Consider the following 23,707-nt stretch of genomic DNA (forward strand, 5'->3'; position numbering starts at 1 on the left):
CGATATCATCGGGGCCGGCCGGGTACGGGCGCAGCTGCGTCCGCCGGGCTCGCCCGCACGACAGAGGGAGCAGCGCATGACTCGACGGCCGACGCTCGTCGATGTGGCGCGACTCGCGGGCACCTCCACCGCCGTCGTCAGCTACGTCGTCAACAATGGGCCGCGGCCGGTCTCGCCGGAGACGCGGGAGAAGGTGGAGCAGGCGATCTCGCAGCTCAACTACCGCCGCAACAATCTGGCCGGCGCGCTCGTCCGCGGCGAGTCCAACCTGATCGGGCTGCTGGTTCCGAACGCGTCGAACGCGTTCTTCGGCGAGCTCTCCCACGAGGTCGAGCGGGCGGCGCGCGCGAACGGCCTCCTCACCCTGCTCGGCAACACCGGCTACGACCGCGACGTCGAGCGCGGCTACTCCCGGGCGTTCGCCGACTTGAACCCGCGCGCGCTGATCACGGTCGCGACGAGCGAACCCGACTCCGACGACGCCGGGCCCCCGCGGGTGTACGTGCACTCGGCCCCGCGATCGACGTCGTGGCCGTCCATCGTCGCCGCCGACTTCGACGGCGCGCGTGACGCGGTCGAGCACCTCTTCGCCCACGGCTATCCGAGCATCGCGTGCGCCACGGGACCGGACGACGACGGCCCGGCCGGACTCCGCCTGGCCGGGTGGGAGGCCGCCGTGCGTGCGCACCCGGGCGGCCGCGGCAGCGTGTACCGGGTCCCGTTCGAGCGCGTCGACGCGGAGGCGGCCGCGCTCGACATCCTGCGCTCGGCCGAGCGGCCGCGGGCGGTGTTCGCGACGACCGACGAGATCGCGCTGGCCTTCGTCCGGGCGGCGCGGGTGCTGAACGTCCAGCTGCCGGGCGAGCTCGCGGTCGTCGGCTTCGACGGCATCCCCGAGGCCGTGCACGGGAGCACCCGGCTGACGACGATGGTGGTCCCGATCCACGAGATCGCGGTGCGCGCGGTCGAGGCGGCGATCGGCGAGGTGCCGGAGCAGCGCGCGGTGCTCGAGGTGACCCTGTCGCTCGGGGAGACCTGCGGGACCCACGAGCCGTCCGCCTGAGCCGGATGCGAACGCTCGCGCGGTGGAGGAGCAGCGTCAGCCGGCTCAGGCCACCGGCGCCGGCGCCGCGGCCCGGAGCCGGCGCAGCATCCGCGCGTCCTCGAAGCCGACCTCGCGCGCGGCCGCGTCGGCCGTGAGCCCCTGGGCCATCAGGTACTCGGCGCGCTCCCGGCGCAGCAGCTGCTGGTACCGCAGCGGCGTGAGGCCTGTGGCCGCGACGAAGGCGCGCGTCACCGTGCGCGGGCTCGCGTGCACTCCCTCGGCGAGTTCGGCGAGCGGGAGCGGCTGATCGAAGGCGCGGTCGATGAGATCCTGCACCCGGTGCACCAGCTCGTCGACGTGGGACCGGTGCCGCAGCAGGGCGCTGAGCTGCGCCGCGTCGCCGTTGCGCCGGGCGTAGACGACCATCTCGCGGGCGACCCCGGCTGCGAAGGCGGGCCCGTGCCGTTGCGCGAGCACGAAGAGCGCGAGGTCGATGCCGCTCGCGATGCCGGCCGAGCTCAGCACCCGGTCGTCGTCGACGTACAGCACGTCGTGGATGACGCGCGCCCCGGGGTTCCGGCGCTGCAGCTCGTGCTGGATGTCGTGGTGCGTCGTGCAGCGCCGACCCTCGAGCAGCCCGGCGCGACCGAGCGCGAACGCACCGGAGCACACGCTCACCACCGTGCCGCCGCCCTCGTGATGCGCGCGGATCCGGTGCAGCGTCGGGTCGGCGAAGCCGCCGCTGCCGGGCTGGAGCGGGGCCCGCCAGCCGGGCACGACGAGGAGATCCTCCGGCTCGAGCGTCGGCCAGGCGGTGGCGGCCTCGAGGATCAGCCCGTGCCCGGAGGCGACCCTCGCGGTCTCGGCGACGTAGTCCAGCCGGTAGTCGGCGCCCGCCCCGGCGGCCGTCGCGAACACCTGCGCCGGCCCGGCGAGGTCGAGCAGGAGCACGCCGGGTGCGAGGAGGAAGACGACGCGGGTCATGCCGGGATCGGCGCACCCGTGAGCTGCTCGGTCGTGACGATCTCGGCGAAGCCCCGCCCGCCGAGGATCGACGCGCTGCGCGCCATCAGCTCCTCGCCGGAGATCGCCCCGAAGCCGTCGCCGGCGCGGATCGGCGACGTGGTGGTGGCGTCGAGGACGAACGCGACCTCGTAGCCGAGGTCGCTCGCGACCCGCGTCGTCGTCTCGCAGCACTGCTCGGTGCGGATGCCGCAGACGAGCAGTCGGCGGATGCCGCGCTGCATCAGCTGCTGGTGCAGGTTCGTCGTGGTGAACGCGTTGATCGAGGTCTTCGTCACCTGCGGCTCGTCGGCGGCGGGCGCGAACTCCTCCATCACCCGCACGAAGCCGAGCGCGGGGTCGAAGACGTGGCCGGTGCCGGGTTCCGCGTGGGTCACCCACACGATCAGGTCACCGTCCTCGCGCGACCGTTCGACGAGTCGTGCGACGTTGGACAGGACGAGCGGGTTGGCCGTCGCGGCCCAGTCATCGGCGCGCTGGCGGAAGGACTCCTGCACGTCGATGACGAGGAGGGCGGTGTCGGTGCGATCGGTCATGCCACCATCCTCCGCGCCGCCGGGCCATCCGACGAGGTCGGATTCGGCCACGACGCGGTACGATCCGGTCACTGGCGCACCGGGCGCTTCGACACGCTCAGCGAACCGGTCGGTGGTTCCCCGAGCTGGTCGAGGGGTGCTCATTCGGCCGCCGCACCGCGCCCGATGCCGCGGCCCGCGCCGCGGGCCGGCAGCATGCCGAGCACGCCGAATGCGGCGAAGACCAGCATGAGCAGCTGCGCGGAGCGCACGAGCTCGGGGGCGGCCAGGTTGACGAGCACGCCGGCGAGCGCCGCGGCGAACGCACTCGCGATGAGGAGGACGGTGTTCACGGCCGCGGCGGCCTTCGCCCCCTCCTCCTCGCCGCTCGTGCTGCCGAGCGCGGCGACGGTGAGGTGCGGGAAGCCGAGCCCGATACCGGCGCCGGCGACGAAGAGGGTGACGAACCAGAGCACGATCACCGCGAGGGAGGGCGCGTCGTGCTGCAGCAGCCCGTACGCGGCGAGGCCGGCGGCGAGGACGAGCGGGCCGAGCAGGATGAGCGCGCGACGCGCGGTCGCCGTGACGGCGTTCGCGGTGACGACCTGCGTCACCGACCAGCCGAGCGAGAGGGCTGCGCCGAGCAGGCCGGCGGTGAAGGGGATGAGTCCGCCGATCTCCTGGCCGAACAAGGGGATGAACGCCTCGGTGCCGATGCCGAACGCGAGCACCGCGACCGTGAGGTAGACCCAGCGCAGCGAGGAGCTGCGGGCGAAGGTGACGCGGGGCAGGATGCCGTTGCCCGTCCGCCGCTCGTGCGCGACGAAGCCCGTGCCGAGCGCGATGCCGGTGAGCAGCACGACCGCGGTCCAGACACCAACGGGCAGGATGCTGGCGACGCCCACCGCCCCGACGGCTCCCGCGAGGAGCAGGAGCGAGGCCCACGGCAGCCGCTCGCTCGAGGCGGCCCGTGCGGTGCGCGGCATCCACCGGAGCACGACGAGCGCGATCACGGCCGACACGATCGCGAGCACCGCGAAGGCCCAGCGCCAGGCGTCGAGCTGCGCGAAACCGCCGCCGACGACGGGCCCGACGATGTTGCCGACGCCCCACATCGCCGAGACGAGGGCGGCGGCCCGCGCCCACAGCCGTTCGGGGAGGGCGCGCTGGATGAGCGCGTAGCCGAGCCCGGCGAGGAGGCCGCCGCCGAGCCCCTGCACGGCGCGGCCGAGGAGGAGCACGAGCATCGACGGGCTCGCGGCGCAGAGGAGGGAGCCCGCGGCGAAGAGTCCGAGGGCGAGCAGGTAGGCCTGCACGGCGCCGCGCCGGGTGAGCACGCGGCTCACGAGCATGGAGCTGACGACCGAGGCGAGCAGGAACACCGTCATCGTCCAGGCGTAGAACTCCGCCCCGCCGATCTCGGCGACGATCGTCGGCAGCAGGCTGGTGGTCAGGTAGACGTTGCTCGCCTCGAGCAGCACGCCTCCGGCGAGCACGGCGGCGATCGGCGCGTACCGACCGCCGAGCAGTTCCCGCCACGTCCCCGTGGCGGCCGAGTCCTGGTCCAGCGCGGTCATCCGTCGTCCTTCGCTTCGAGGGTCGGATGCCTCGGCATCCGAGCGCCTGAACGGCGCCGTCGGCCACGCTAATACCTCGAGTAAACTTGAGGTCAAGGAGGCGCCATGTCACTGGAACCCGAGGACCTGCTCGCGATCGGCGAGGTCTCACGACGCACCGGCGTGCCCGCCTCCGCGCTGCACTTCTACGAGCAGCTCGGACTGATCGCCTCGACCCGCACGACCGGCAACCAGCGCCGCTACCCGCGCCACATGCTCCGGCGCATCTCCCTGATCGTGGTCGCGAAGCGGCTCGGCATCCCACTCAGCGACGTGCAGGAGCTGTTCGCCGGCCTCCCGCTCGACCACGCGCCCTCGCAGCAGGACTGGCGCCGGCTCGCGAAGATCTGGCGCGCCGAACTCGACGCGCGCCGCACCCAGCTGGAGCACCTGCAACGCGAGCTCACCGGCTGCATCGGCTGCGGCTGCCTGTCACTGAAGGCGTGCCGGCTGCTGAACCCCGACGACGCACTGAGCGCCGACGGCCCGGGGCCGCGGCGCATCTGACCGCGGGCGCTCCTCGCGGGCTACGCCGACGGGCGCGCCCGCAGCCGGTCCGCAACGAGTTCCGGATCCTGCAGCGGGAGGCCGTGCCCGGCATCCGGGACGATCTCGAGCGCACCGCGTCCCGCGGCCGCCGCGAGCCGCTCGGCGGATGCGCGCATCACCCCGCGCTCCCGTCCGCCCGCCATGACGAGCGCCGCACCGGGGTACGCGGACCAGCCGTCGGGAACGGTGAAGCGGATGTTCTCGCCGACCGCGGCGAGCAGCGTGCGCCGGGAGATCCCGCGCGAGGTGCGCAGGTAGTCATCGAAGGACTCCGCGGGGACGAAGAGCTCGGCGGCCTGCAGCCGCGCGAACCACTGCAGCTTCGCGAGCCCGGCGGTCGCGCCGAGCAGCGCCAGGGTGAGCCCCGGGGCGGGGGTCGGGATGGCCTGCGCGCTCAGGACCACGACCCGGTCCACGAGTTCCGGCGCGCGCGCCGCGAGCAGGACGGCGAGCTGCGCGCCGAGGGAGAAGCCGGCGACCGCGACTGGCCCGTGAGCGCGGTCGCGGAGGAGCTGCAGCAACTCCTCGACCGTGCGGTCGTGCGAGACGTAGTCCTCCGCGGCGCTGCGATCGTGCCCGGGCAGATCCGGGACGAGGAGACGGTGATCGCCCTGGAGGCGATCGACGACCCGGTCCCACATCCAGCCGCCGACCCCGCCGCCGTGGAGCAGCAGGACGGGGGCCGCATCGGGCGGCCCCGACTCTCGTACGTGCATCGTCATGTGCCGTCCTCTCGGGTCGCGGCGAGCGGGGATCGGCACGCCTCTGGTGGCAGTCCTATCGAAGCAGAGGCGGGCGGATCATGCCCGGGCGACCGCCGGCGCGCTCAGGCGTTCGCCGGCGCCCCGATCACCGCGAGGAGCTGCAGCTTGTCCTGGCTCTCCGTTCCCGGCTCGGCCGTGTACACGAGGAGGGCGTGCGACTGCTCCGGATCGAGGAGCCGTTGGCAGGCCAGCTCGATCGGGCCGACCTCGGGGTGGATGAAGTGCTTGGTCTCGGCCGGCCGCAGCCCCACCTGCTTCTCGCCCCAGAGCTCACGGAACTCCGAACTCCGCCCGAGCAGGAGCTCCGCGTACTGCGCGGCCCGTGAGTCCGGCCCTCGGAGCGCCGTGAGTTCCCGCAGCCCCGAGGTGAAGAGCCGGCCGAGGGCGTCGTGATCCTCCGGCGCATACCGGTCTCGACTCGACGGTTCGGCGAACCAGCGGAACCCGATGCTCCGGTACGGCCCGGTCCACTCGTCCGCCGGCCCGGTGAGGGCGGCCCCGAGCGGCGTCTGGCGCAGCGACTCACCGAGTTCCGTGACGATCTCCGCCGGGGTGTCCTGGAGGCGGTCGAAGATGCGCAGCAGACCTGGGCTGATGTGCTCGCTCGCCGTCCCCCGCGCGGGCGGCCGGTGTCCGGCGAGGCGGAAGACGTGATCGCGCTCGTCGAGCGTCAGGTGCAGGCCCTGGGCGAGGGCGGCCAGCATCTGCTCGGATGGCCTCGGGCCCCGGTGCTGCTCGATCCGCGTGTAGTAGTCGGCCGACATGTGGCTCAGCGCGGCGACCTCTTCGCGGCGCAGACCGCTGGTGCGTCGACGGGCACCCCTCGGCAGGCCGACGTCCTCGGGCTGCAACGACTCGCGGCGGAGCCGCAGGAACTCGGCGAGCGCGGCACGGTCGGTCATCCCACTCCTTCCCCGGATGCGTCCTGCCAGTCTGCTCGATCGGCATCCCGGTATCCAGGGATCGGCGGACCCTGGATCCCCGGCGGCGGTGCGCCGAGAGTGGAGGCATGTCCACGAGAACACGCCACCCGCTCCCGCTCCCCGATCTCACCGGCACCCGGGCGGTCGTCACCGGCGGCAGCGACGGCATCGGCCTGGGCATCGCCGCGCGCCTCGCCGGGGCGGGCGCGGAGCTGCTGCTCCCGGTGCGGAACGCCGAGAAGGGTGCCGCGGCCGTCGACCGCATCCGCTCCGCCGCTCCCGACGCCCTGGTCTCACTGGCGCAGCTCGACCTCTCCTCGCTCGCCTCGGTGGCCGCGCTCGCGGACACCCTGCTCGCCCGGGGCGAGCCCATCCACCTCCTGATCGACAACGCCGGCGTGATGACGCCGCCGACCCGGCAGTCGACGGCCGATGGCTTCGAGCTGCAGTTCGGCACGAACCACCTCGGCCACGTCGCGCTCGTGCTGCGCCTGCTGCCGCTGCTCAGGGCGGGCTCGGCCCGGGTGGTGTCGCAGACGAGCGTCGCCGCCAACGAGGGCGCGGTGAACTGGGACGACCTGAACTGGGAGCACCGGTACGACCCCATGGGCGCCTACCGGCAATCGAAGATCGCGGTCGGGCTCTTCGGGCTCGAGCTGGACCGCCGCAGCCGCGCGGCCGGCTGGGGCATCACGAGCGCGCTGTCGCATCCGGGCGTCGCACCGACGTCATTGCTCGCCGCCCGCCCCGAACTCGGCCGCCCGCGCGAGACGACCGCGCGCCGCGTCATCGGGGCGCTGTCGCGCCGCGGCCTCCTCTTCGGCACCGCGGAGAGCGCCGGCGAGCCGGCCCTCCTCGCGGCCATCGAGCCGGACGCCGGCGGTTCGTTCTTCGGGCCGAGCGGTCCCGGCCATCTCGGCGGACGGCCGGCACGGCAGCAGCTCTACCGCCGCCTCCGCAGCGAGACCGACGCGGCGCGCATGTGGGCCGCGTCGACCGCGCTCGTCGGGGTCGCGGTCGAGTGACCGCGGGGGATGGCATGCTGGTGCGGTGGGCATCCTGAGCTATCGCTTCATCCGGACCATCGAGATCGAGGACCGGTCGCTCGCCCATCTCCGCAGCGTCATCCTCGCGAAGCTGCGCCGCGGCGAGTCCTTCGCGTTCTCGTGGGAGGTGCCCGCCGAACAGGGCAGCGGGCGGAACTCGATCTGGCTCGGTCCGGACATCCCGGTGGTGTTCGAGTTCTTCGATCAGCGCGAGCCGCGCCTCAACCCGCTCTGGCTGCGCGAGCTGACGCGTGCGGCGAACTCGCCCGCCGGACTCACTCTGGTTCCCGAGCCGGACGACCCCGCCGCGGCGGGGTAGCGCCCTCGGCGCTCAGGCCGCGGGTTCCCGCCCGGCCTCGAGCGGCTCGGGCACGATCGTGAGCCCGCCCGCGGAGTTCGCCGAACGGTTCATCGCCTGCACCCAGGCCGGGTTCAGCCGCGGGGCGCGGCCGCCGAAGTACTCGAACGCGACCGGGATCGCCGGCGAGAGCCAGACCGAGGTGCGACCGAAGCCGCTGGCGGAGGCCGACTCCGTCCAGGTGAAGGCGAAGGGCTCGCCGCGGCGCAGCTTCGCCCAGATCGCCGCCTGCAGGTGCGCGAGCACCCGATCGTCGAACGAGACGACCAGCTTGGAGTCGTAGGTGAGCGTGCCCATCAGGGGAAGGATACCCGGCGGACGACCGCCGGTCGGCATCGGCCCGCAGGAGGCCCGATCAGGCGGGCGCTGAAGCGGCGGGGCGGTACGGTACACCCTCAAGCTGAGAACGAACGATCCTTGCGCAAGGGGGTTGACATCGCGATTCTTGGGGGATGGAGCGCCGCGCATCGACCCCCGCCGCCGACGGATCGGCCGAGGAGCTGCGCCGCGCCGTCGGCCGCGGCGAGCTGATCGCGTACTTCCAGCCGCAGTACGATCTCGCGTCCGGTCGGCCGGTGGTCGTCGAGGCGCTGTGCCGCTGGCTGCATCCGGCCCGCGGTCTGGTGATGCCGGACCGATTCATCCCCGTCGCCGAACGCACGGGCCTCATCGGCGACGTCAGCCGGACCGTGCTCGACCAGGCCGGCCGCCGTGTCGCCGACTGGCACCGGCACGGGCGACGCATCGGCCTCGCCGTGAACGTCTCGCCAACCCAGCTCCGCGCCGACTTCGCCGCGGCGGTGCTGGGATTCGTCCGCGAGCTCGGGCTCCCGGCGGGCACCGTGACCGCCGAGATCACCGAGACCCCGGCGCTCACCGAGAGCTGCGAGGAGGTCGAGGCCCTGCAGTCGCTCATCGACGGCGGCGTCGGCGTCTCCGTCGACGACTTCGGCGCGGGCTTCACCTCGATCGAGGCGCTGAAGCGGATGCCGCTCACCGAGGTGAAGATCGACCGCTCGCTCATGCGGAACCACGACACCGCCGCGGACGCCCTCGCGATCGAGGCGGTCGATGTCGCCCACGCGCGGCACGCGGTGGTGGTGGCGGAGGGCATCGAGACCGCTCGCGATCTCGAACGCGCCAGGCGATGGGGCTGCGACCGCGGGCAGGGCTTCTACTTCTCGCCCGCGCTGCCGCCCGCGGAGGCGGAACGGCTGCTCAGCGCCGCCTAGGTCTCCGAGCGCCGCCGAGGACTCCGAGCGCCGCCGAGAGAACCCCTAGAGGACGATCTCGTCGCCGGATCCGCCGCCGGCCTTCTCCTCGTCGCGCTCCGAGAGGTCGCCGCCGACGTCGATCTGCGACCACGTCACCGGCATGCCGGGCGAGAAGAGGATGTCGATGCCGGGGCCCCCGCGCAGCGGCGGGATGTTGACGTACCCGCCGCCCGCCCGGATCGCCTCGAGGACCTGCTGCTTCAGCTCGGTCACGGGGTCGGGCAGGAAGTAGTCGCGGCCGTCCACGGTCAGTCGGTGCACAAGAGTCACCGGTTCAGGCTACCCCGCTCGCTTCCGCCTAGGATCGGAGCGATGGGACATCTCCACTACGGCTCGCCGCCCGCCTCCTTCGCGATCCCCGATCGCACCCTCGCGCACGTCGAGTTCGTCGTGCTCGCGAAGCTCCGCCGCAAGGAGGCCTTCGCGCTCTCCGTCGACGGCGACGCGGGGGCGCGCCAGCAGGTCTGGATCAATCCGTCCTCGACCCTGCGCTTCGAGTTCGACGGCGCGCCCGGCGAGATCAACCGGGTCTGGCTGGAGGAGCTGATCGACTCGGCGAACGGCGCGGCCGGCATGCGGATCACGCCGGAGCCATCCGCCTGAGCGGCACGCCCTGAGCTGAGCCGCCGCTCAGAGCGAGACGCGGTTGCGCCCGGCGTGCTTCGCCCGGTACATCGCCGCGTCGGCCGCCTCGAGCAGCCCGACCCGGGGCGATCCGGCCTCGGCCACGACGACCCCGCACGAGGCGGTGATCGAGAGCACGGCGCGGCTCGTCACGATGGGCGCGGCGATCGACTCGACCAGTCGCCCGGCGATCGCCTCGACGTCCTCGCCGACGACGCCGTCGAGCAGCACCACGAACTCGTCGCCGCCGAGCCGCACCACGACGTCCTGCTCCCTCGACGACTCGGTGAGCCGGTTCGCGACCTCGAGGATGACCGTGTCGCCCGCGTCGTGGCCATGCTCGTCGTTCACGCGCTTGAAGTCGTCGAGGTCGACGAAGAGCATCGCCTTCCCGCCCTCGCCCACCGGCCCGCGGGTGGCGAGCCGTTCGACGAGGTAACGGCGGTTGTACAGGCCGGTGAGCGCATCGCGCATGGCGAGCTCCGCGAGCTGCGCCTCGGCGCGCCGCTGCAGGGCGACCTCGAGCTCGTGACCGAGCTCCGCCGCCTCGTCGACGACCGTGCCCCACGGCTCGCTCCGGTCGCGCACGGTGCGCTGCCAGGCTGCGAAGGAGGTGCGCGGCGAGAGGCCGTCGGGTCGGTTCGTCCCGCTGGGGTCGCCGAGCCAGGTGATCTCGTGGGCGACCTCGCGGCGGAAGAACACCAGGACATCGCCCGTCTCGGCGAGCGGCACGATCAGCAGGCCCGCGACGCCCGGGACGAGCTCGGCGAGCTCCGGCCGGTCGGCCCGCAGGCACTCGGACGCGAAGCGGGTGCTCCCCACCCGTTCGAGCACCCGGAGGATCGCCCCGAGCGCGGGGGTCTCCCCCGCCATCCGCGAGGTCCCGGCGATGCGCACGAGCACGCCGTCGGCGGGGACGAGGTCGAGCACGGTCGACGAGCCGCCGAGGAGCGCCGCGTGGATGTCGTCGGAAGCATAGAGCGGCGCGAGCAGCTCTGCTCGCCGCTCGCGCACGTCGACCATGTGCTGGAGCCGGCTGATCTGCCGCATCGAGGCGAGCTGCAGGGCGATCTGCCCGGCCAGCACCTCGAGCGCCCGGCGGAGGAGGACCGGCAGGCGGCGCTCCCCCCGGTCGGCGCAGGTGATCATGCCGACCAGTCGGCCGCTCTCGACGATCGAGAGCGAGAAGCTGGAGCCCTGCCCCATGTTCCGCATGTACTGCAGGTGGTACGGCGAGACGGTGCGCAGCTCGGCATCCGACAGATCGATCGTCCGCGGGTCGTCGGCGAGCGAGACGAGCGGGATGCCCGGAGCCTCGGTGCTCGCGATCGTGCGCCCGATCTTCGAGATGTAGAGGGCCCGCGCCTGCGGCGGGATGTCGGAGGAGGGGAAGTGCAGCCCGAGATACGGCGGCAGCTCGTCCGTGCGCGCCTCGGCGACCACCTCGCCGTGCCCGTCGTCGTGGAAGTGGTACATCACGACCCGGTCGAAGCCGGTGATCTCGCGGATCTCGGCGACGACGGACTCGCGGAGCTCGGCCTCCGAGCTCGTCCGCGAGGTGCGCATGATCGCCCCGACGACGGCGGTTCGGGCATACTCGCCGCTCTCCGGCAGGGGCTCGATCTCGACGATCGTCAGGGCATCCCGGTGGTGCACGATCGCGTCGCACGCCTCGCCCTGCCAGGTGATCCGCACCGGGTCGATCGCCTGACCGCTGCGCACCGCGTACTCGAGCTCGACGTTGCCGAGTTCGGCAACCAGATGCCCCAGCCATCCGCTCGCGTTCTCGCTCGCGACCGCGATCAGACCGGTGCGGTCGATGCCGAGCAGGGTGCCGTGCGCCTGGATCGACCCGGGCGTTCGGATCGGCTCCTTGGCGCATTCGTCGAGCCTGCGGAGCTCATCGGGGTCGAGGGCGAGTTCGGCCGGGTCCACTGTCACTCCGTCTGCCGGAAGGGATAGGGGCGACCGGTGTGGCCAGCTTAACCGACTTGCCTGAAGCGCGCCCCGTGTCAAGGGCCCACTGCGCGGGGCGGGGTCGCGGCAGGATGCCATCGGGAAGAGGAGGCCGACCATGGAGCAGACACTGGGCATGGAGCAGACCCCGGGCACGGAGCAGACGCTGATCTGGGAGCCGCTCGCGCCGGGCGGATGGCGGCTCTGCGACTCGCGCTACCCCGCGGGTCAGGTGCAGCGGCTCGTCGCGTACGTCGAGCGGGGCGCGCGCGGCGGCTACGAGGCCGTGTGGATCGCGCGGCGTTCGGCGCCGACCTGGCACTCCTCCCGCGCGGACGTCATCCGCGAGGCGCAGCGCACCGGGTCCGAGGCGCGGACCGCCCCTGTCACCGCCCTGCGACCGGACGCCGCGTTCACTCCGACGGACGGCCCCGACCGGCATCGCGTCCTCGTCGCGTAGGCGACCCGCGGACGACCGAACGCCCTCGCTGCGCGGGGGCGTTTCGCGTGCCGGGCGCCGCGCGGCGGAGCCCGATCGGCGGGGCTCGATCGGCGGGGCTCGATCGACGGAGCCCGATCGGCGGGCACATCGGCCGAGCCTGCACTGAACTTCTCTACTTGTCTGAGGAGTTGTAGGGTGGTGCGCAGCCCGCGACCACTCCGCTCGCGGCTCGACGAGAGGACCCCATGCGCACGACCGCGACGGCGAGCCCGCCCCGCTCCCGCACGACCCTGTGGGCGCTCACCGCAACCCACGCGGGGAACGACTTCTTCACCGGCGCCGTCGCGGCGCTGCTCCCCTTCTTCGTCCTGTACGCGGGCTACAGCTACGCGGCGGTCGCGGGGATCACCCTCGCCGCGACCGCGCTCTCGAGCATCGCTCAGCCCGCATTCGGCTACCTGGGCGACCGCTTCGGATTGCGCTGGATGAGCCTCGCCGGGCTGCTCGTCGCCGGCGCGGGCGTGGCCGTCAGCGGCCTGCTGGCCGACTGGTACCCCGCCGTCTGGGCGGCCATCGCGCTCTCCGGCATCGGGGTCGCCGCGTACCACCCCGCCGCGACGATGGAGGCGCGGACCGCCGGCGGCGGCACGAGCGGGGCGATGAGCCTCTTCTCGGTCGGCGGGAACGTCGGCGTCGCGCTCGCACCCGCGGCGGTCGTGCTCGTGGTCGGCTGGTTCGGGCTGTCCGGCACCGCCCTGCTCGCCGCGCCGGCGGTCGTGCTCGGGGCCGTCTACGTGCTCGCCGCGCGGCGCGCGGCGCGATCGGTCGAGCCCTGTGCGGCCGCTTCGGAGCGGACGCCCGCCGCGGCGCCGCCGCACGCCGAGCCAGTCGTGGCGGTGCGCGAACGGGATGACTGGCGCTCGTTCGGCTGGCTCACCGCGGTCCTGGCGATGTGGTCCGTCGCCTACGTCGGGACGTCGGCCTTCGTGGCGCTGTACGCGATCGACCGCTTCGGTGCGACCCCGGAGTTCGCCTCGCTCGCGCTGTCCCTCTTCCCGGCGGCGGGGGCCGTCGGGACCCTGCTCGGCGGCTGGCTCGCCGACCGGATCGGACGGCTCCACGTCGTTCGCGGCGGCTATCTGCTCGCGGTGCTGTCGATCCTCGGGATCATCCTGGCGCCCGGCGCCGAGGCGGTCGTCGTGGCGACCGCGGCGCTCGGCTTCAGCCTGTTCCTCCCGTTCGCCCCGCAGATCACGCTCTCGCACACCTACCTCCCGAACCGCATCGGCGTCGCGAGCGGCCTGACGCTCGGCCTCACCCTCTCCCTCGGCGGGCTCGCCACGCCACTGCTCGGCGCACTCGCCGACGCGAGCGGACTGCAGTCCGTGTTCGTCGCGATGGCGTGCCTGGTGGCGGCCGGCCTCGCGCTGTCGTTCACCCTCGGCGAGCGACGCCGCCCGGGCGCGCCGAACCCGGCGCCGGAGGATGCCGCGATCCCGGCCTGATCGCGGCATCCGCTCGGGATATCCTGCGGGGATGCCGCACTCCGGTGAATTCCGCCCGCCCGCCGAGCCGACGATCGGCCACGTCGACCTCGTCGCCCTGGAGCAGTCGGTCCTGCCCGACGGCGGCCCCTTCCCGCCCAGCTACCGCGCCTTCGTGCGCACGGCGGGCTGGGGCCGGCTCTTCGGGCTCTGGCTCGTCTACCCGCCCGTGCGGGCCGGATACGCCGACGGCTGGCCCGGGCGCACGAGCCGGCTCACCGAGCGGTTCCGCGCCGCCTTTGCGGACGGCCGGGCCGAGGGCTTCGACTGGATGGTCGAGCCGGACGGCGACTGGCCGCTCGCCGAGCGCCTGCAGGTCTTCGCCTGGAGCGAGAACGGCGACGCGCTGCTCTGGGAGCTCGGCTCGAGGGACGAGCAGGGCGAACTCGTCGTCTGGGAGTCGCGGGGCCTCAACTCGCTGCACCGGCTCGGCGTCGGGCTGAACACCGCCCTCGCGATCCTCCGCGAGCGCAGGGAAGCGCTCGCGGAGGGCAGGCCGGAGCTGGACCCCCTGCCGGGAGTGCGCATCGCCGAGTGACCGGCACTGCCCGGGGGCTCCGCCGACGGAGGACGCGCACTCAATCCCAGGGCAGCTCGGCGGCAGCCCCGCTCGGAGGCCGGTGAGCACCGGGCCATCCGCCTGCCGAGCCCGCCTGCCGAGCCCGCGCCGGCTTCCGTGCTGCGGGTTACCAGCTGGAGATGTACGACGAGACGGGACGGACCTGCCCGATGACGACGGGCGCCCCCCGCTGCACCGCCTGCGTGATCCGCTCGGCGAGCGCGGGCGAGTCGATGCGGTAGTCGACGAAGTCGGCGTCGCTCCCGTAGACGCCGATCGGCAGCGTGAGCGCCTGGAAGAAGGAGAACAGCGGCCGGAACTGGTGCTCGATGATGAGCGCGTGCCGGTCGCTGCCGCCCGTCGCCGCGAGCAGCACCGGCTTGTCGATCAGCGCGTACTGTCCGACGAAGTCGAAGACGTGCTTGAACAGCCCGGTGAAGCTCGCCCGGTAGACCGGGCTCGCGACGATGAGCAGCGTCGCCTGCTCGATCGTGCGGATCGCCTCCTCGGCCGCCGGGCTCAGTTCGTCGCGGGTGAGCGCACCGGAGAACTCGCGCCCGATCTCGGAGAGCTCGATCAGCCGGGTGTCGACCGCGGCCTCCGGGCCGAGGGCGCGCTCGAGGGCCTCCGCGAAGCGCTCGAGGAGCACCCGACTCAGCACGGTGGTCTTGGACGGGGAGTGGAGGCTGCCGGAGACGGCGACCAGGGAGATGTTCGACATGGCTCGAAGCTAGGTCGCCGACCCGGTCGCCACCACCGGCGACGACGCGCCCGGTAAGGCGGTGCAACAGCGCGCCACGCGGCGCCGTACGGCGCAATGTTCCGATCCGCTCCGACGTCACGGGACGACGCGCCGGACCGTCATCCGTGCTGGTGGTCCCCCGCGAGCTTGAACGCCAGACGGCCGTGCGCATAGCCGCCGCCGGCGCGGATCGCCGTGGCCACCCACGCCGCCTCGGCGAGCTCGGCCGACGAGGCCCCGGCGGCGCTCGCCTGCTTCGCGTGCGCGTCGATGCAGTAGCCGCACTGCGTCGTGATCGCCACGGCGAGCGCGATCAGCTCGCGGAACTTGAGCGGGATCTCCCGCCCCTCCGCGGCGAACACGGCGCCGTCGAAGGCGGCGAACGCGGCGAGGATGTCGGGGGTGTGCTCCTTGTACACCCGGGTGTAGCTGCGGTCCTCGGAGTCGAAGTAGCCGGTCATGGGGTTCCCTTCCGTTCGGCCTGGGCGGCAGGCGCCCTTTCGACTCTCCCGGCGCCGCGCGACGCGGGCAACGCGTGTTCCGCCACGTCACCGCGCGTGAAGCCGGATTGCGGTGCGCGTCGTCGCGTGACCCCGCAGCCGTGCCCTCGATGTCGAACGATGACGAGCGGGACGCCCCGGATGAAGCCCGATGACCGCGCGCGGCAGCGCATGACACCGGCGCTTGCGCGAGCCGGTGCCGCCGCCGATCGTGGCCCCATGACTCCGCGACCCATCCTCGCCGTCGCCCTCGACGGGGCCGGCTGGCACCCCGCCGCCTGGCGCGATCCCTCCGCCCGGCCCGGCGAGCTCTTCAGCGCCCGCTACTGGCGCGACCTCGTGCAGTCCGCCGAGCGGGCCGACCTCGACCTGGTCACGATCGAGGACGCGCTCGGCCTGCAATCCGCTCGGCTGTGGACGCCCGACGAACGCACCGACGAGGTCCGCGGGCGGCTCGACGCGCTCCTCATCGCCTCGTCCGTCGCGCCGCTGACCTCACGCATCGGCCTGGTCCCCACGGTGACGACGACCCACACCGAGCCGTTCCACGTCGCCACCGCGCTGCAGACGCTCGACCACACGAGCCGAGGACGGGCCGGCTGGCGCGCCCAGCTGTCCGGTGCCCCGCACGAGGCCGAGCACCTCGGCCGCCGCACCCTCCCCGCCGTCGACCTCGACGCGCTCCGCCGAGGGGACTCGGAGGGCCTGCGCGCGGCGTTCGACGAGGCCGGCGAGGTGGTCGAGGTCGTCCGCCGGCTCTGGGACAGCTGGGAGGAGGGCGCGATCATCCAGGATGCCGCCACCGGGCGTTTCATCGATCGCACCCGGATCCACGGCGCCGAGTTCACCGGCCGCTGGTTCAGCGTCGCGGGCGCCTCGATCGTGCCGCGCTCGCCGCAGGGCCAGCCGCTCGTCACCGCCCTCGCCCACGCCGCGATCCCCTACGAGTTCGCGGCGGCGAGCGCCGACCTCGTCTTCGTCACGCCGCTCGAGGCCGCCGACGACGCCCGTGTTCTCCGCGAGGTCCGGGAGGCGGAGGAGCGCGTCGGCCGGAGCGGGATCGCCGAGTTCCGCGGCGAACCGCTGCGCGTGCTCGCCGACGCCGTCGTCGTGCTGGAGTCCACCGAGGCCGGTGCCCGCGCCGCCCTCGACCGGCTCGACGCGCTGCACGGCGCCCCGCTCGCCTCCGACGCGACGGTGTTCGCCGGCACGCCGGCGCAGCTCCTCGAGCGGATCGAGGCCTGGACCGCCGCCGGCTATGCGGGCGTCCGCCTGCGCCCCGCGCGGCTGCCGCGCGATCTCGAGCAGCTCGCCGACTGGGTGCTGCCGGCGCTCGGGCGGCGCGACGGCGCGGCGGCGACGCTGCGCGCCCGCCTCGGATTCCCCGAGGCGATCACCCGGCACCGCACTCGAGCAGAGGAGGCCGCCTGATGGCGACGACGAAGCGGCAGGTCCATCTCGCCGCGCACTTCCCGGGCGTGAACAGCACGACGCTCTGGGCCGATCCCTTGCACCGCAGCCAGATCGACTTCACGGCTTTCGAGCACTTCGCCCGCACCGCCGAGCGCGGCCGCTTCGACTACCTCTTCCTGGCGGAGGGGCTGCGGCTGCGCGAGCACAAGGGCGAGCTGCACGAGCTCGACGTGGTGGGCCGGCCGAACACCCTCGCGGTGCTCGCGGCGCTCGCCGCCGTGACGAGCCACATCGGGCTCGTCGGCACCCTGAGCGCGACGTTCAACGAGCCGTACGAGCTGGCCCGGCAGCTCGCGACCCTCGACCACCTCTCCGACGGCCGGGCGGGCTGGAACGTCGTCACGAGCTCCGACGCGTTCCACGGCGCCAACTTCCGGCGCGGCGGCTTCCTCGACCACGCCGACCGCTACGCCCGCGCGAACGAGTTCGTGCGGCTCGCGAAGCAGCTCTGGGAGAGCTGGCCCGCCGACGCGGTGCTCGCCGACCGGGCCGGCGGGCGGTTCCTCTCGGACGGCGCCGCCGGCGCCTTCGGCCACCGCGGTGCGCAGTTCGACGTGCGCGGCCGCTTCACGACCCCGCGCAGCCCGCAAGGCTCCCCGGTCATCGTGCAGGCGGGCGACTCGGCCGACGGGCGCGACTTCGCCTCGGAGCACGCCGAGGTGATCTTCTCGCGGCACAGCGCCTTCGACGAGGCCCGCTCCTTCTACGACGACGTCAAGGGCCGGCTCGCCGGCTGGGGCCGCACGGAGGACTCGCTGAAGATCCTCCCGGCGGTCACCTTCGCGATCGGCGACACGCAGGCGGAGGCCGAGGAGCTCGCGCGCGAGGTCTCGCTCGCCCAGGTGACGCCGCGGAACGCGATCACGGTGCTCGAGCAGCTCTGGGGCGGCGATCTCTCGGGTTACGACGCCGACGGCCCGCTGCCGGCCTTCGACCCGGGCGATGGCCCGGAGGGCACGGTCGCCAAGGGCTGGGCGCCGCGCTACCCGGATGCCGTGCGGATCGCGCGGGCCTGGCGGGAGCGGGCCGAGGCCGAGGGCCTCTCCATCCGCGAGCTGGTGATCGCGCTCACGGGCCGGCAGTCCTTCGTCGGCACGCCGTCGACGATCGCCGCCGAGCTCGACCGCTACGTGCAGCAGCGTGCGACGGACGGGTTCGTCATCGTCGGCACGACGTCGCCGCACGGCCTCGACGAGTTCGTGGACCGCGTGGTGCCCGAGCTCCAGGACCGCGGCGTGCTGCGCCGCGAGTACACCCCGGGCGCCACGCTGCGCCAGAACCTCGGCCTGCCGGAGCCGGCGGCCGCCGACCAGGAGGAGCTGTCCCATGCCGGGTGACCCCATCACCGCCAGAGCGGAGCTCTCGGTGCTCGATCTCGTGCCCATCGCGGCTGGGTCGACCGCCGGCGAGGCGCTGCACCGTTCGATCGACCTCGCCCGCGCGGCGGAAGCGGCGGGGTACGCGCGCTACTGGCTCGCCGAGCACCACCTGAACCCGGGCGTGGCCGGCTCCGCGCCGCACGTCTTCCTCGGCATCCTCGCCGCGTCCACCGAACGCATCCGGGTGGGCACCGCGGCGACGATCGTCGGCAACTCGCGGCCGCTGCAGATCGCCGAGGCGGCGGGCACCGTGGCCGCCCTCTACCCCGGTCGGGTCGATCTGGGCTTCGGCCGCTCCGGGCTGCCGCCCGCGAAGGATGCCGCGGCGCCGGCCGCGCCTGTGGCCGAAGCGCCCGGGAGCGGGGAGGCCTCGAACGATGCGCCCGTGGCCGAGGCGCCGAACACCGTGGTCGACGGCCTCGTCGTGCCGCCGGCCCGGCCGTTCCGCTTCGACCGGGCGCGGTTCGCCGCCCAGGCCCGGCTGCTCGGCCGCGTGCCCGGCGACGCAGCCCGCTTCGCCGAGGACGTCGACGCCGTGCGGGCGTTCCTCGCCGGCCCGGTGGGGGTGCAGCTCGAGGACGGGCGCGAGGGCGACGGCGCCGAGGTGCTCGTCGACGCGCAACCGGCGACGGGCGCCGACGTGCAGTTCTGGGTGCACGGATCGAGCGCCGGCGAGAGCGCGCGTCTCGCCGGGCGGCTGGGCCTCCGCTTCGGCACGAACTACCACGTCGCGCCGAGCGGCGTGCTCGACGCGGTCGCCGAGTACCGGCGCAGCTTCCGGCCCTCCGCCGAGCTCGAGCGCCCGCACGTCATCGTCTCGGTCGATGTCGTCGTCGCGGAGACGGATGCCGAGGCCGAGCGACTCGCCGCCGGCTACGCCGAGTGGGTGCTCTCCATCCGCGAGGGCGCCGGCGCGGTGCCGTATCCGGCGCCGGAGCAGGCGCGCCCGCTCGCCGACTTCGCCCCGGCGGAGCTCGCCGCGGTGCGCGACCGGCTCGACACCCGGTTCGTCGGCTCGCCGGCCACCGTGGTGGCCGCGCTCGAGACGCTGCAGCGCGTGACGGGCGCCGACGAGCTGCTCGTCACGACGATCGTGCACGACCACGAGCTGCGGGTCGCCTCCTACCGGCTCCTCGCCGAGGCGTGGCGGTCCGGCGCGGGCGGGCGGCCCGCCGCCGATGGGCGAACGACCGCGGACACCGCCGCGACGGGGCTCGACCGCGCGGCGTTCGCCCGCGACTGGGAGACCTGGCACCGCGCCCACGAAGCGGCCCGCGCGGCCGAGCACGGCTTCCTCGCCGTCACCGGGCTGCACTGGCTCGGCTCGGAGCCCGCCCGCTTCCCCGGCACGCCCGGAGCCTGGTCCACCGGCCCCGGCGGCCCCGTCGTGGAACTCGACCCCGGCGAGGTGCTCGAGCTCGACGGCGCGCCGCTCGAGGGCCGGCACGCCTTCGGCCCCGTGCCCGAGCGCGGCGGGCTCACGCTCCGCTCCGGGCCGCTCGCCATCGAGCTCGCTCGGCGCGGCGGCCGCGATCTCGTCCGGCCGCGCGATCCCGCGTTCCCGTTCCGGGCGGCGTACCCGGGCACGCCGAGCTACCTGCCGAACCCGCGCTGGCTGGCCTCCGGCCGCTTCGTGCCGTTCGACGAGCCCGAGCAGGTGACCGTCGACGCCGCCGTCGAGGGGCAGCAGCACGTCTACGAGGCGCCGGGACGGGTCGAGTTCGAGCTGCGCGGCGAGCCCTTCGCGCTCACCGTCTTCAACGGCGCGACGCCCGGCTCCCTCTTCGCCCTGTTCACCGACGCGACGAGCGGGCTCACGACGTACGCGGCGAACCGCAGCCTCGCCATCGACGCCCCGGACGAGGACGGCGCCGTCCAGCTCGACTTCAACCGCGCGGTCAACCTGCCCTGCGCGTACACGGACTTCGCGACGTGCCCGCTGCCGCCGGCCGGCAACCGGCTGCCGATCGGCATCGAAGCGGGCGAGAAGACGCCGCTCGCCAGGCAGGGGGCGTGAGCCGTGCGCTTCCAGCTGCTCGACATCGTCCCGTACACCCCGAACCCGGTCACCGCTCGGCTCGTGAGCCCGGCCGAGCGGCTCGAGCAGACCGTCGAGTCCGCCCGACGGGCCGAACGCCTGGGCTTCGACGTCTTCTCGGTCGGCGAGCGCCACGCCGGGCGCTTCCTCTCCTCGGCCCCGTCGGTGCTGCTCGGCGCCGTCGCGGCCTCGACCTCGCGCATCCGCCTCCAGACCGGGGTGACCGTGCTGTCCGTGCTCGACCCGGTGCGGGTCGCCGAGGACTACGCGACGGTCGACCAGCTCTCCCGCGGCCGGCTGGAGCTCACCATCGGCAAGGGCAACGAGGCGGCGCAGTTCCCGCTCTTCGGGCTCGAGATCGACGAGCAGTGGGAGCTGCTCGCCGACAAGTACGCGCTGCTCCGCCGGCTCTGGCGGGAGACCGAGGTCGACTGGCCGGGCACCGCGTACACCCGCCCGCAGCGCGGGACGACGACCCTGCCGAGACCCTTCGCCGGGCCGCCGCGGGTGTGGCACGGTTCCGCGACGACCCTCGCCTCGGCGGCGCTCGCCGCGAAGTGGGGCGATCCACTGTTCAGTGCGAACGCGATCCAGCCGCTGCCGAACTACGCCGTGCTCGTGCGGCACTACCGCGACGAGTACGCCCGGCACGGGCACGATCCGCGGGGCGCCTACGTCGGCGCCGGGTCCGGGGCGCTGTTCATCGCGGACACCACGCAGGAGGCGAAGGCCAAGTACGGGCCGGTCTACGATGCCTTGGTGAGCGCCACGAACGTCCCGGGGAACAACACCCCCTTCCGCGACATCGATCATGCGATCGCCGAGGGGCCCGCGCTCGTCGGGAGCCCCCAGCAGGTGATCGACAAGATCGCACGGTTCCACGAGGCGCTCGGCCACGACCTGCAGTCGGTGAGCCTGCCCACGACGCTCCCCGTCGAGGAGCAGCACGAGCAGCTGGAGCGGCTCGCGGGCGAGGTCTTCCCCGCGCTCCGCGAGGCGCTGCCGACGACGCTCTGGGGGGCGGGCGACCCGTACGCCGCGCGCCCCGCCTTCGCCGGCGGCGTCGAACCCCGGACGACGGATGACGCGGGGCGGCCCGAGTCCGCCGGCCGTCTCGCCGGCGTCCCGGTGGCGAGCCGGTGAGCGCCGCCGCACCGGTGCTCGTCCGCGACGCACGGCCCGAGGAGTACCCGGCCGTCGGCCGGCTGACGGAGCGCGCCTTCGCGCACGGGCCGTACGGCCACCTGCCGGTGTCGGCGGCACGGCGCGAGCTCGTCCACGGCGTCGGCGTGCGCGCCGCGACCGGTTCGGTGCTCGTCGCGACGGGCGCCGACGGCGCGCTCCTCGGCACCGCGAGCGTGCTCCGCCACGATTCGCCGCACGCGCGCCTCGCCCGGGCGGGCGAGGCGGAGCTGCGGCTGCTCGCCACGGCACCGGAGGCGCGCGGCCGCGGCATCGCTCGCGCGCTCGCGCTCGCCGCCCAGGAGGACGCCCTCGCCTGGGGCGCCGACGCGCTCGTGCTCGACACGGGCACCCTGAACCACGCCTCGCAGCGGCTCTACGCCCGTCTCGGCTACCGGGAGTTCCGCCCCGCCGCGACCGGCGGTGCCGCGCCCGAGGCATCCGCTTCGACGACCGGCCCGGATGCCGACGGCGGCATCGACCACCTCGACTTCCGCCTGCCGCTGCAGCCGCGCGCGGACGTCGTCGTCCGCCTCGCCCGCCCGGACGAGGTCGAGGAGATCGCCGGGCTCTCGCTGCGCGCCTACGAGGCGGCCTACGAGCTGTCGGCCGAGTACCGGGCGTCGATCCTGGACGTCGGCGAGCGGGTCCGCGAGCACCAGGTGTGGGTCGCCGCGGATGCCGCGAGCGGCCGGCTCCTCGGCACGGTCGCGACGCCGCGGCGCGGTCGCACGATCTCTCCGCTCGCCCGCGACGGCGAGCTCGACTTCCGCCTCCTCGCCGTCGATCCCCCGGCGCGCGGTCGCGGGATCGGCGCCCTGCTCACCCGGCACGCGGTGGAGCTCGCCCGGCTTCGCGGCCTCGACCGGGTCGTCATGAACAGCGGCGAGCAGATGACCGGCGCGCACCGGCTGTACGAACGGCTCGGCTTCGCCCGGCTCCCGGAGCGGGAGCACGACCTCGTCGTCGACGGCGGCCGGCGCATCCGGCTCTTCGCCTTCTCGCTCGACGTCCCGGCGGAGCGCGGGAGCATCGCCGCCTGACGCCCCTCGCCGGCCGGTCGCCCCTCGGCGCGGACGCGCGGATGCCGCGCGGGCACGAAGCCCGCGCGGCATCCGCCTGCGACCCGGCGCTCAGTCGGTCTTCGGCAGCCCCGGCGGGTTGAGCTCCGAGGCGTCCACGGCCTCGCTCGTGAGGCCCCAGCGCTGCAGCACCTCGTCGTAGGTGCCGTCGTCGATGATCGACTGCAGCACGAGCTGCACCGGCTCGATGAGCCCGTTGCCCTTCGCGGTGCCCGCCGCGATCGGCGCCGTCTCCGGCCAGCCGCCGTTCAGCGTGCCGACGAGCTTCGTCTCGCCCGTCGTCGCCGCCTTGTAGGCCGCCGTCGCGTTCGGCCCGAACGTCGCGTCGACCCGGCCGGAGGCGACCGCGAGGTCCCCGGCGGCCTGGTCGTCGTAGTAGACGAGCTCGGCGGGCTCCTCGCCGGCCGACTCGAGCTCCTCGTTCCAGGCGAGCAGGATCTTCTCCTGGTTCGTGCCGGAGCCCACGACGATGCTGAGGCCGGAGATGTCCGCGGCCTCCTCGATGCGGTCGATGTCGCTGTCGGCCTTCACGTAGAAGCCGAGGAGGTCCTGCCGGTAGCTCGCGAAGTCGTAGAGCTCCTTGCGCTCCTCGGTCACCGTCACGTTCGAGATGACGAGGTCGTACTTGCCCGACTGCACGCCGAGCGGCCAGTCGGCCCAGTTCACCGCGACCGGGTGGTACTCGAGGCCGAGCCCGTCGGCGACGAGCGAGCCGAAGTCCGGCTCGGTGCCGATCGGCGTCGCGTCGTCGTCCGAGGCGAGCACGCCGAGCGGCGCGGCGAAGGGCGAGACGGCGACGGTGAGCTTGCCCGGCTCGATCGGCGTGAACCCGCTCGCGGCGAGCGCGTCGACCGCGGCCTGCACCGGTTCGATGCGGGGGCGGTCGGCCGCGTTCTTCGAGGTGAGGTCGAACTGGGTCGCCGCCTCCACCTGCTCCTCCGTGGCCGGCTTCTCCGCGGCATCCGCGGTTCCCGCGCCGGCGGCCACCGCCCAGGCGATGCCGCCGCCCGCGAGGGCGAGCGCGGCGACGCCGGCCACGATCACCCCGATCTGCTTCCTGTTGAGTGCCATGG

General features: G+C 74.1%; 25 protein-coding genes. 14 read left to right on the forward strand and 11 right to left on the reverse strand.

What is annotated here, in order from left to right; genetic code table 11:
* Positions 1-76: 76 nt before the first annotated feature.
* Positions 77-1,063 (forward strand): LacI family DNA-binding transcriptional regulator, encoded by a 987-nt coding sequence (locus ROT00_RS11630; RefSeq protein ID WP_404775021.1) that lies wholly within the window; start codon positions 77-79, stop codon positions 1,061-1,063.
* A 45-nt stretch (positions 1,064-1,108) separates the two neighbouring features.
* Here ROT00_RS11630 and ROT00_RS11635 read toward each other — a convergent pair whose 3' ends face one another.
* The 3 genes from ROT00_RS11635 to ROT00_RS11645 all read right to left on the reverse strand — a co-directional run bounded on the left by ROT00_RS11635 (position 1,109) and on the right by ROT00_RS11645 (position 4,160).
* Positions 1,109-2,029: a GlxA family transcriptional regulator gene (locus ROT00_RS11635; RefSeq protein ID WP_404775022.1), complete on the reverse strand. Its 921-nt coding sequence runs from the start codon at positions 2,027-2,029 to the stop codon at positions 1,109-1,111.
* The gene (locus ROT00_RS11640) at positions 2,026-2,604 is read right to left on the reverse strand and encodes a cysteine hydrolase family protein (protein ID WP_404775023.1); all 579 of its coding nucleotides are present in this window, start codon (positions 2,602-2,604) and stop codon (positions 2,026-2,028) included. The genes ROT00_RS11635 and ROT00_RS11640 overlap by 4 nt, the downstream gene beginning before the upstream one ends.
* Before the next feature lie 140 nt (positions 2,605-2,744).
* Positions 2,745-4,160 carry an MFS transporter gene (locus ROT00_RS11645; protein ID WP_404775025.1) on the reverse strand — a complete coding sequence of 472 codons (1,416 nt, stop codon included), beginning with the start codon at positions 4,158-4,160 and terminating at the stop codon, positions 2,745-2,747.
* Positions 4,161-4,265: 105 nt separating this feature from the next.
* On the opposite strand from ROT00_RS11645, the gene soxR reads away from it, so the two are divergent.
* Positions 4,266-4,706: a redox-sensitive transcriptional activator SoxR gene (soxR, locus tag ROT00_RS11650; protein WP_404775027.1), complete on the forward strand. Its 441-nt coding sequence runs from the start codon at positions 4,266-4,268 to the stop codon at positions 4,704-4,706.
* Positions 4,707-4,726: 20 nt separating this feature from the next.
* On the opposite strand, the gene ROT00_RS11655 is transcribed toward soxR, so the two are convergent.
* Complete coding sequence (locus tag ROT00_RS11655) at positions 4,727-5,470, reverse strand: alpha/beta fold hydrolase (protein ID WP_404775029.1); 744 nt, start codon at positions 5,468-5,470, stop codon at positions 4,727-4,729.
* Positions 5,471-5,574: 104 nt separating this feature from the next.
* Positions 5,575-6,414 (reverse strand): helix-turn-helix transcriptional regulator, encoded by an 840-nt coding sequence (locus ROT00_RS11660; RefSeq protein WP_404775031.1) that lies wholly within the window; start codon positions 6,412-6,414, stop codon positions 5,575-5,577.
* Between the two features lie 107 nt (positions 6,415-6,521).
* Here ROT00_RS11660 and ROT00_RS11665 point away from each other — a divergent pair, with 107 nt between their 5' ends.
* Both ROT00_RS11665 and ROT00_RS11670 read left to right on the forward strand, forming a co-directional pair.
* On the forward strand, positions 6,522-7,460 hold the full coding sequence (locus tag ROT00_RS11665; RefSeq protein ID WP_404775033.1) for an SDR family oxidoreductase: 939 nt from the start codon (positions 6,522-6,524) through the stop codon (positions 7,458-7,460).
* 25 nt (positions 7,461-7,485) lie between these two features.
* Positions 7,486-7,800 (forward strand): DUF7882 family protein, encoded by a 315-nt coding sequence (locus tag ROT00_RS11670; protein ID WP_404775035.1) that lies wholly within the window; start codon positions 7,486-7,488, stop codon positions 7,798-7,800.
* Positions 7,801-7,812: 12 nt separating this feature from the next.
* On the opposite strand, the gene ROT00_RS11675 is transcribed toward ROT00_RS11670, so the two are convergent.
* Complete coding sequence (locus ROT00_RS11675) at positions 7,813-8,136, reverse strand: DUF7882 family protein (protein WP_251203382.1); 324 nt, start codon at positions 8,134-8,136, stop codon at positions 7,813-7,815.
* A 155-nt stretch (positions 8,137-8,291) separates the two neighbouring features.
* On the opposite strand from ROT00_RS11675, the gene ROT00_RS11680 reads away from it, so the two are divergent.
* Complete coding sequence (locus ROT00_RS11680; protein WP_404775037.1) at positions 8,292-9,071, forward strand: EAL domain-containing protein; 780 nt, start codon at positions 8,292-8,294, stop codon at positions 9,069-9,071.
* Positions 9,072-9,116: 45 nt separating this feature from the next.
* Here the strand turns inward: ROT00_RS11680 and ROT00_RS11685 are convergent, their stop codons facing one another.
* Positions 9,117-9,383 carry a hypothetical protein gene (locus ROT00_RS11685; RefSeq protein WP_404775039.1) on the reverse strand — a complete coding sequence of 89 codons (267 nt, stop codon included), beginning with the start codon at positions 9,381-9,383 and terminating at the stop codon, positions 9,117-9,119.
* A 42-nt stretch (positions 9,384-9,425) separates the two neighbouring features.
* On the opposite strand from ROT00_RS11685, the gene ROT00_RS11690 reads away from it, so the two are divergent.
* The gene (locus ROT00_RS11690) at positions 9,426-9,716 is read left to right on the forward strand and encodes a DUF7882 family protein (protein ID WP_404775040.1); all 291 of its coding nucleotides are present in this window, start codon (positions 9,426-9,428) and stop codon (positions 9,714-9,716) included.
* A gap of 27 nt (positions 9,717-9,743) precedes the next feature.
* On the opposite strand, the gene ROT00_RS11695 is transcribed toward ROT00_RS11690, so the two are convergent.
* On the reverse strand, positions 9,744-11,672 hold the full coding sequence (locus ROT00_RS11695; protein WP_404775042.1) for a bifunctional diguanylate cyclase/phosphodiesterase: 1,929 nt from the start codon (positions 11,670-11,672) through the stop codon (positions 9,744-9,746).
* Between the two features lie 139 nt (positions 11,673-11,811).
* On the opposite strand from ROT00_RS11695, the gene ROT00_RS11700 reads away from it, so the two are divergent.
* From ROT00_RS11700 to ROT00_RS11710, 3 genes are all read left to right on the forward strand, one after another.
* Complete coding sequence (locus ROT00_RS11700) at positions 11,812-12,153, forward strand: hypothetical protein (RefSeq protein ID WP_404775044.1); 342 nt, start codon at positions 11,812-11,814, stop codon at positions 12,151-12,153.
* Positions 12,154-12,380: 227 nt separating this feature from the next.
* Positions 12,381-13,640 (forward strand): MFS transporter, encoded by a 1,260-nt coding sequence (locus ROT00_RS11705; RefSeq protein ID WP_404775046.1) that lies wholly within the window; start codon positions 12,381-12,383, stop codon positions 13,638-13,640.
* A 31-nt stretch (positions 13,641-13,671) separates the two neighbouring features.
* On the forward strand, positions 13,672-14,217 hold the full coding sequence (locus ROT00_RS11710; RefSeq protein WP_404775048.1) for a hypothetical protein: 546 nt from the start codon (positions 13,672-13,674) through the stop codon (positions 14,215-14,217).
* Positions 14,218-14,365: 148 nt separating this feature from the next.
* Here the strand turns inward: ROT00_RS11710 and msuE are convergent, their stop codons facing one another.
* Both msuE and ROT00_RS11720 read right to left on the reverse strand, forming a co-directional pair.
* Positions 14,366-14,959, reverse strand: coding sequence for an FMN reductase (gene msuE, locus ROT00_RS11715; protein WP_404775050.1), 594 nt, complete (start codon positions 14,957-14,959; stop codon positions 14,366-14,368).
* Positions 14,960-15,099: 140 nt separating this feature from the next.
* On the reverse strand, positions 15,100-15,441 hold the full coding sequence (locus ROT00_RS11720) for a carboxymuconolactone decarboxylase family protein (RefSeq protein WP_404775051.1): 342 nt from the start codon (positions 15,439-15,441) through the stop codon (positions 15,100-15,102).
* A 258-nt stretch (positions 15,442-15,699) separates the two neighbouring features.
* Here ROT00_RS11720 and ROT00_RS11725 point away from each other — a divergent pair, with 258 nt between their 5' ends.
* From ROT00_RS11725 to ROT00_RS11745, 5 genes are read left to right on the forward strand one after another with little or no spacing between them, the layout of a single operon-like run.
* Positions 15,700-16,911, forward strand: coding sequence for an LLM class flavin-dependent oxidoreductase (locus tag ROT00_RS11725; protein ID WP_404775053.1), 1,212 nt, complete (start codon positions 15,700-15,702; stop codon positions 16,909-16,911).
* Positions 16,911-18,290, forward strand: a complete 1,380-nt coding sequence (locus ROT00_RS11730) for an NtaA/DmoA family FMN-dependent monooxygenase (protein WP_404775055.1) — start codon at positions 16,911-16,913, stop codon at positions 18,288-18,290. Before ROT00_RS11725 ends, ROT00_RS11730 begins: the two co-directional genes overlap by 1 nt.
* On the forward strand, positions 18,280-20,349 hold the full coding sequence (locus ROT00_RS11735) for an LLM class flavin-dependent oxidoreductase (protein ID WP_404775057.1): 2,070 nt from the start codon (positions 18,280-18,282) through the stop codon (positions 20,347-20,349). Before ROT00_RS11730 ends, ROT00_RS11735 begins: the two co-directional genes overlap by 11 nt.
* Positions 20,350-20,352: 3 nt before the next feature.
* On the forward strand, positions 20,353-21,513 hold the full coding sequence (locus ROT00_RS11740; RefSeq protein WP_404775059.1) for an LLM class flavin-dependent oxidoreductase: 1,161 nt from the start codon (positions 20,353-20,355) through the stop codon (positions 21,511-21,513).
* Positions 21,510-22,595, forward strand: coding sequence for a GNAT family N-acetyltransferase (locus tag ROT00_RS11745; RefSeq protein WP_404775060.1), 1,086 nt, complete (start codon positions 21,510-21,512; stop codon positions 22,593-22,595). Before ROT00_RS11740 ends, ROT00_RS11745 begins: the two co-directional genes overlap by 4 nt.
* A gap of 90 nt (positions 22,596-22,685) precedes the next feature.
* Here ROT00_RS11745 and ROT00_RS11750 read toward each other — a convergent pair whose 3' ends face one another.
* Entirely contained in the window at positions 22,686-23,705 is a 1,020-nt protein-coding gene (locus tag ROT00_RS11750; protein WP_404775062.1) for an ABC transporter substrate-binding protein, read from the reverse strand.
* Positions 23,706-23,707: the final 2 nt, after the last annotated feature.

Source organism: Agromyces mediolanus, from assembly GCF_044917495.1.
Taxonomy (GTDB): domain Bacteria; phylum Actinomycetota; class Actinomycetes; order Actinomycetales; family Microbacteriaceae; genus Agromyces; species Agromyces mediolanus_B.

Bases quoted from the DNA above. Each gene is read 5' to 3' on its own strand.
- ROT00_RS11645 (WP_404775025.1), bottom strand. From the start codon at position 4,160: ATGACCGCGCTGGACCAGGACTCGGCCGCCACGGGGACGTGGCGGGAA.
- ROT00_RS11635 (WP_404775022.1), bottom strand. From the start codon at position 2,029: ATGACCCGCGTCGTCTTCCTCCTCGCACCCGGCGTGCTCCTGCTCGAC.
- ROT00_RS11750 (WP_404775062.1), bottom strand. From the start codon at position 23,705: ATGGCACTCAACAGGAAGCAGATCGGGGTGATCGTGGCCGGCGTCGCC.
- ROT00_RS11725 (WP_404775053.1), top strand. From the start codon at position 15,700: ATGACTCCGCGACCCATCCTCGCCGTCGCCCTCGACGGGGCCGGCTGG.
- ROT00_RS11720 (WP_404775051.1), bottom strand. From the start codon at position 15,441: ATGACCGGCTACTTCGACTCCGAGGACCGCAGCTACACCCGGGTGTAC.
- ROT00_RS11700 (WP_404775044.1), top strand. From the start codon at position 11,812: ATGGAGCAGACACTGGGCATGGAGCAGACCCCGGGCACGGAGCAGACG.
- ROT00_RS11660 (WP_404775031.1), bottom strand. From the start codon at position 6,414: ATGACCGACCGTGCCGCGCTCGCCGAGTTCCTGCGGCTCCGCCGCGAG.
- ROT00_RS11690 (WP_404775040.1), top strand. From the start codon at position 9,426: ATGGGACATCTCCACTACGGCTCGCCGCCCGCCTCCTTCGCGATCCCC.
- ROT00_RS11655 (WP_404775029.1), bottom strand. From the start codon at position 5,470: ATGACGATGCACGTACGAGAGTCGGGGCCGCCCGATGCGGCCCCCGTC.
- ROT00_RS11630 (WP_404775021.1), top strand. From the start codon at position 77: ATGACTCGACGGCCGACGCTCGTCGATGTGGCGCGACTCGCGGGCACC.
- msuE (WP_404775050.1), bottom strand. From the start codon at position 14,959: ATGTCGAACATCTCCCTGGTCGCCGTCTCCGGCAGCCTCCACTCCCCG.
- ROT00_RS11710 (WP_404775048.1), top strand. From the start codon at position 13,672: ATGCCGCACTCCGGTGAATTCCGCCCGCCCGCCGAGCCGACGATCGGC.
- ROT00_RS11675 (WP_251203382.1), bottom strand. From the start codon at position 8,136: ATGGGCACGCTCACCTACGACTCCAAGCTGGTCGTCTCGTTCGACGAT.
- ROT00_RS11735 (WP_404775057.1), top strand. From the start codon at position 18,280: ATGCCGGGTGACCCCATCACCGCCAGAGCGGAGCTCTCGGTGCTCGAT.
- ROT00_RS11705 (WP_404775046.1), top strand. From the start codon at position 12,381: ATGCGCACGACCGCGACGGCGAGCCCGCCCCGCTCCCGCACGACCCTG.
- soxR (WP_404775027.1), top strand. From the start codon at position 4,266: ATGTCACTGGAACCCGAGGACCTGCTCGCGATCGGCGAGGTCTCACGA.
- ROT00_RS11730 (WP_404775055.1), top strand. From the start codon at position 16,911: ATGGCGACGACGAAGCGGCAGGTCCATCTCGCCGCGCACTTCCCGGGC.
- ROT00_RS11640 (WP_404775023.1), bottom strand. From the start codon at position 2,604: ATGACCGATCGCACCGACACCGCCCTCCTCGTCATCGACGTGCAGGAG.
- ROT00_RS11680 (WP_404775037.1), top strand. From the start codon at position 8,292: ATGGAGCGCCGCGCATCGACCCCCGCCGCCGACGGATCGGCCGAGGAG.
- ROT00_RS11665 (WP_404775033.1), top strand. From the start codon at position 6,522: ATGTCCACGAGAACACGCCACCCGCTCCCGCTCCCCGATCTCACCGGC.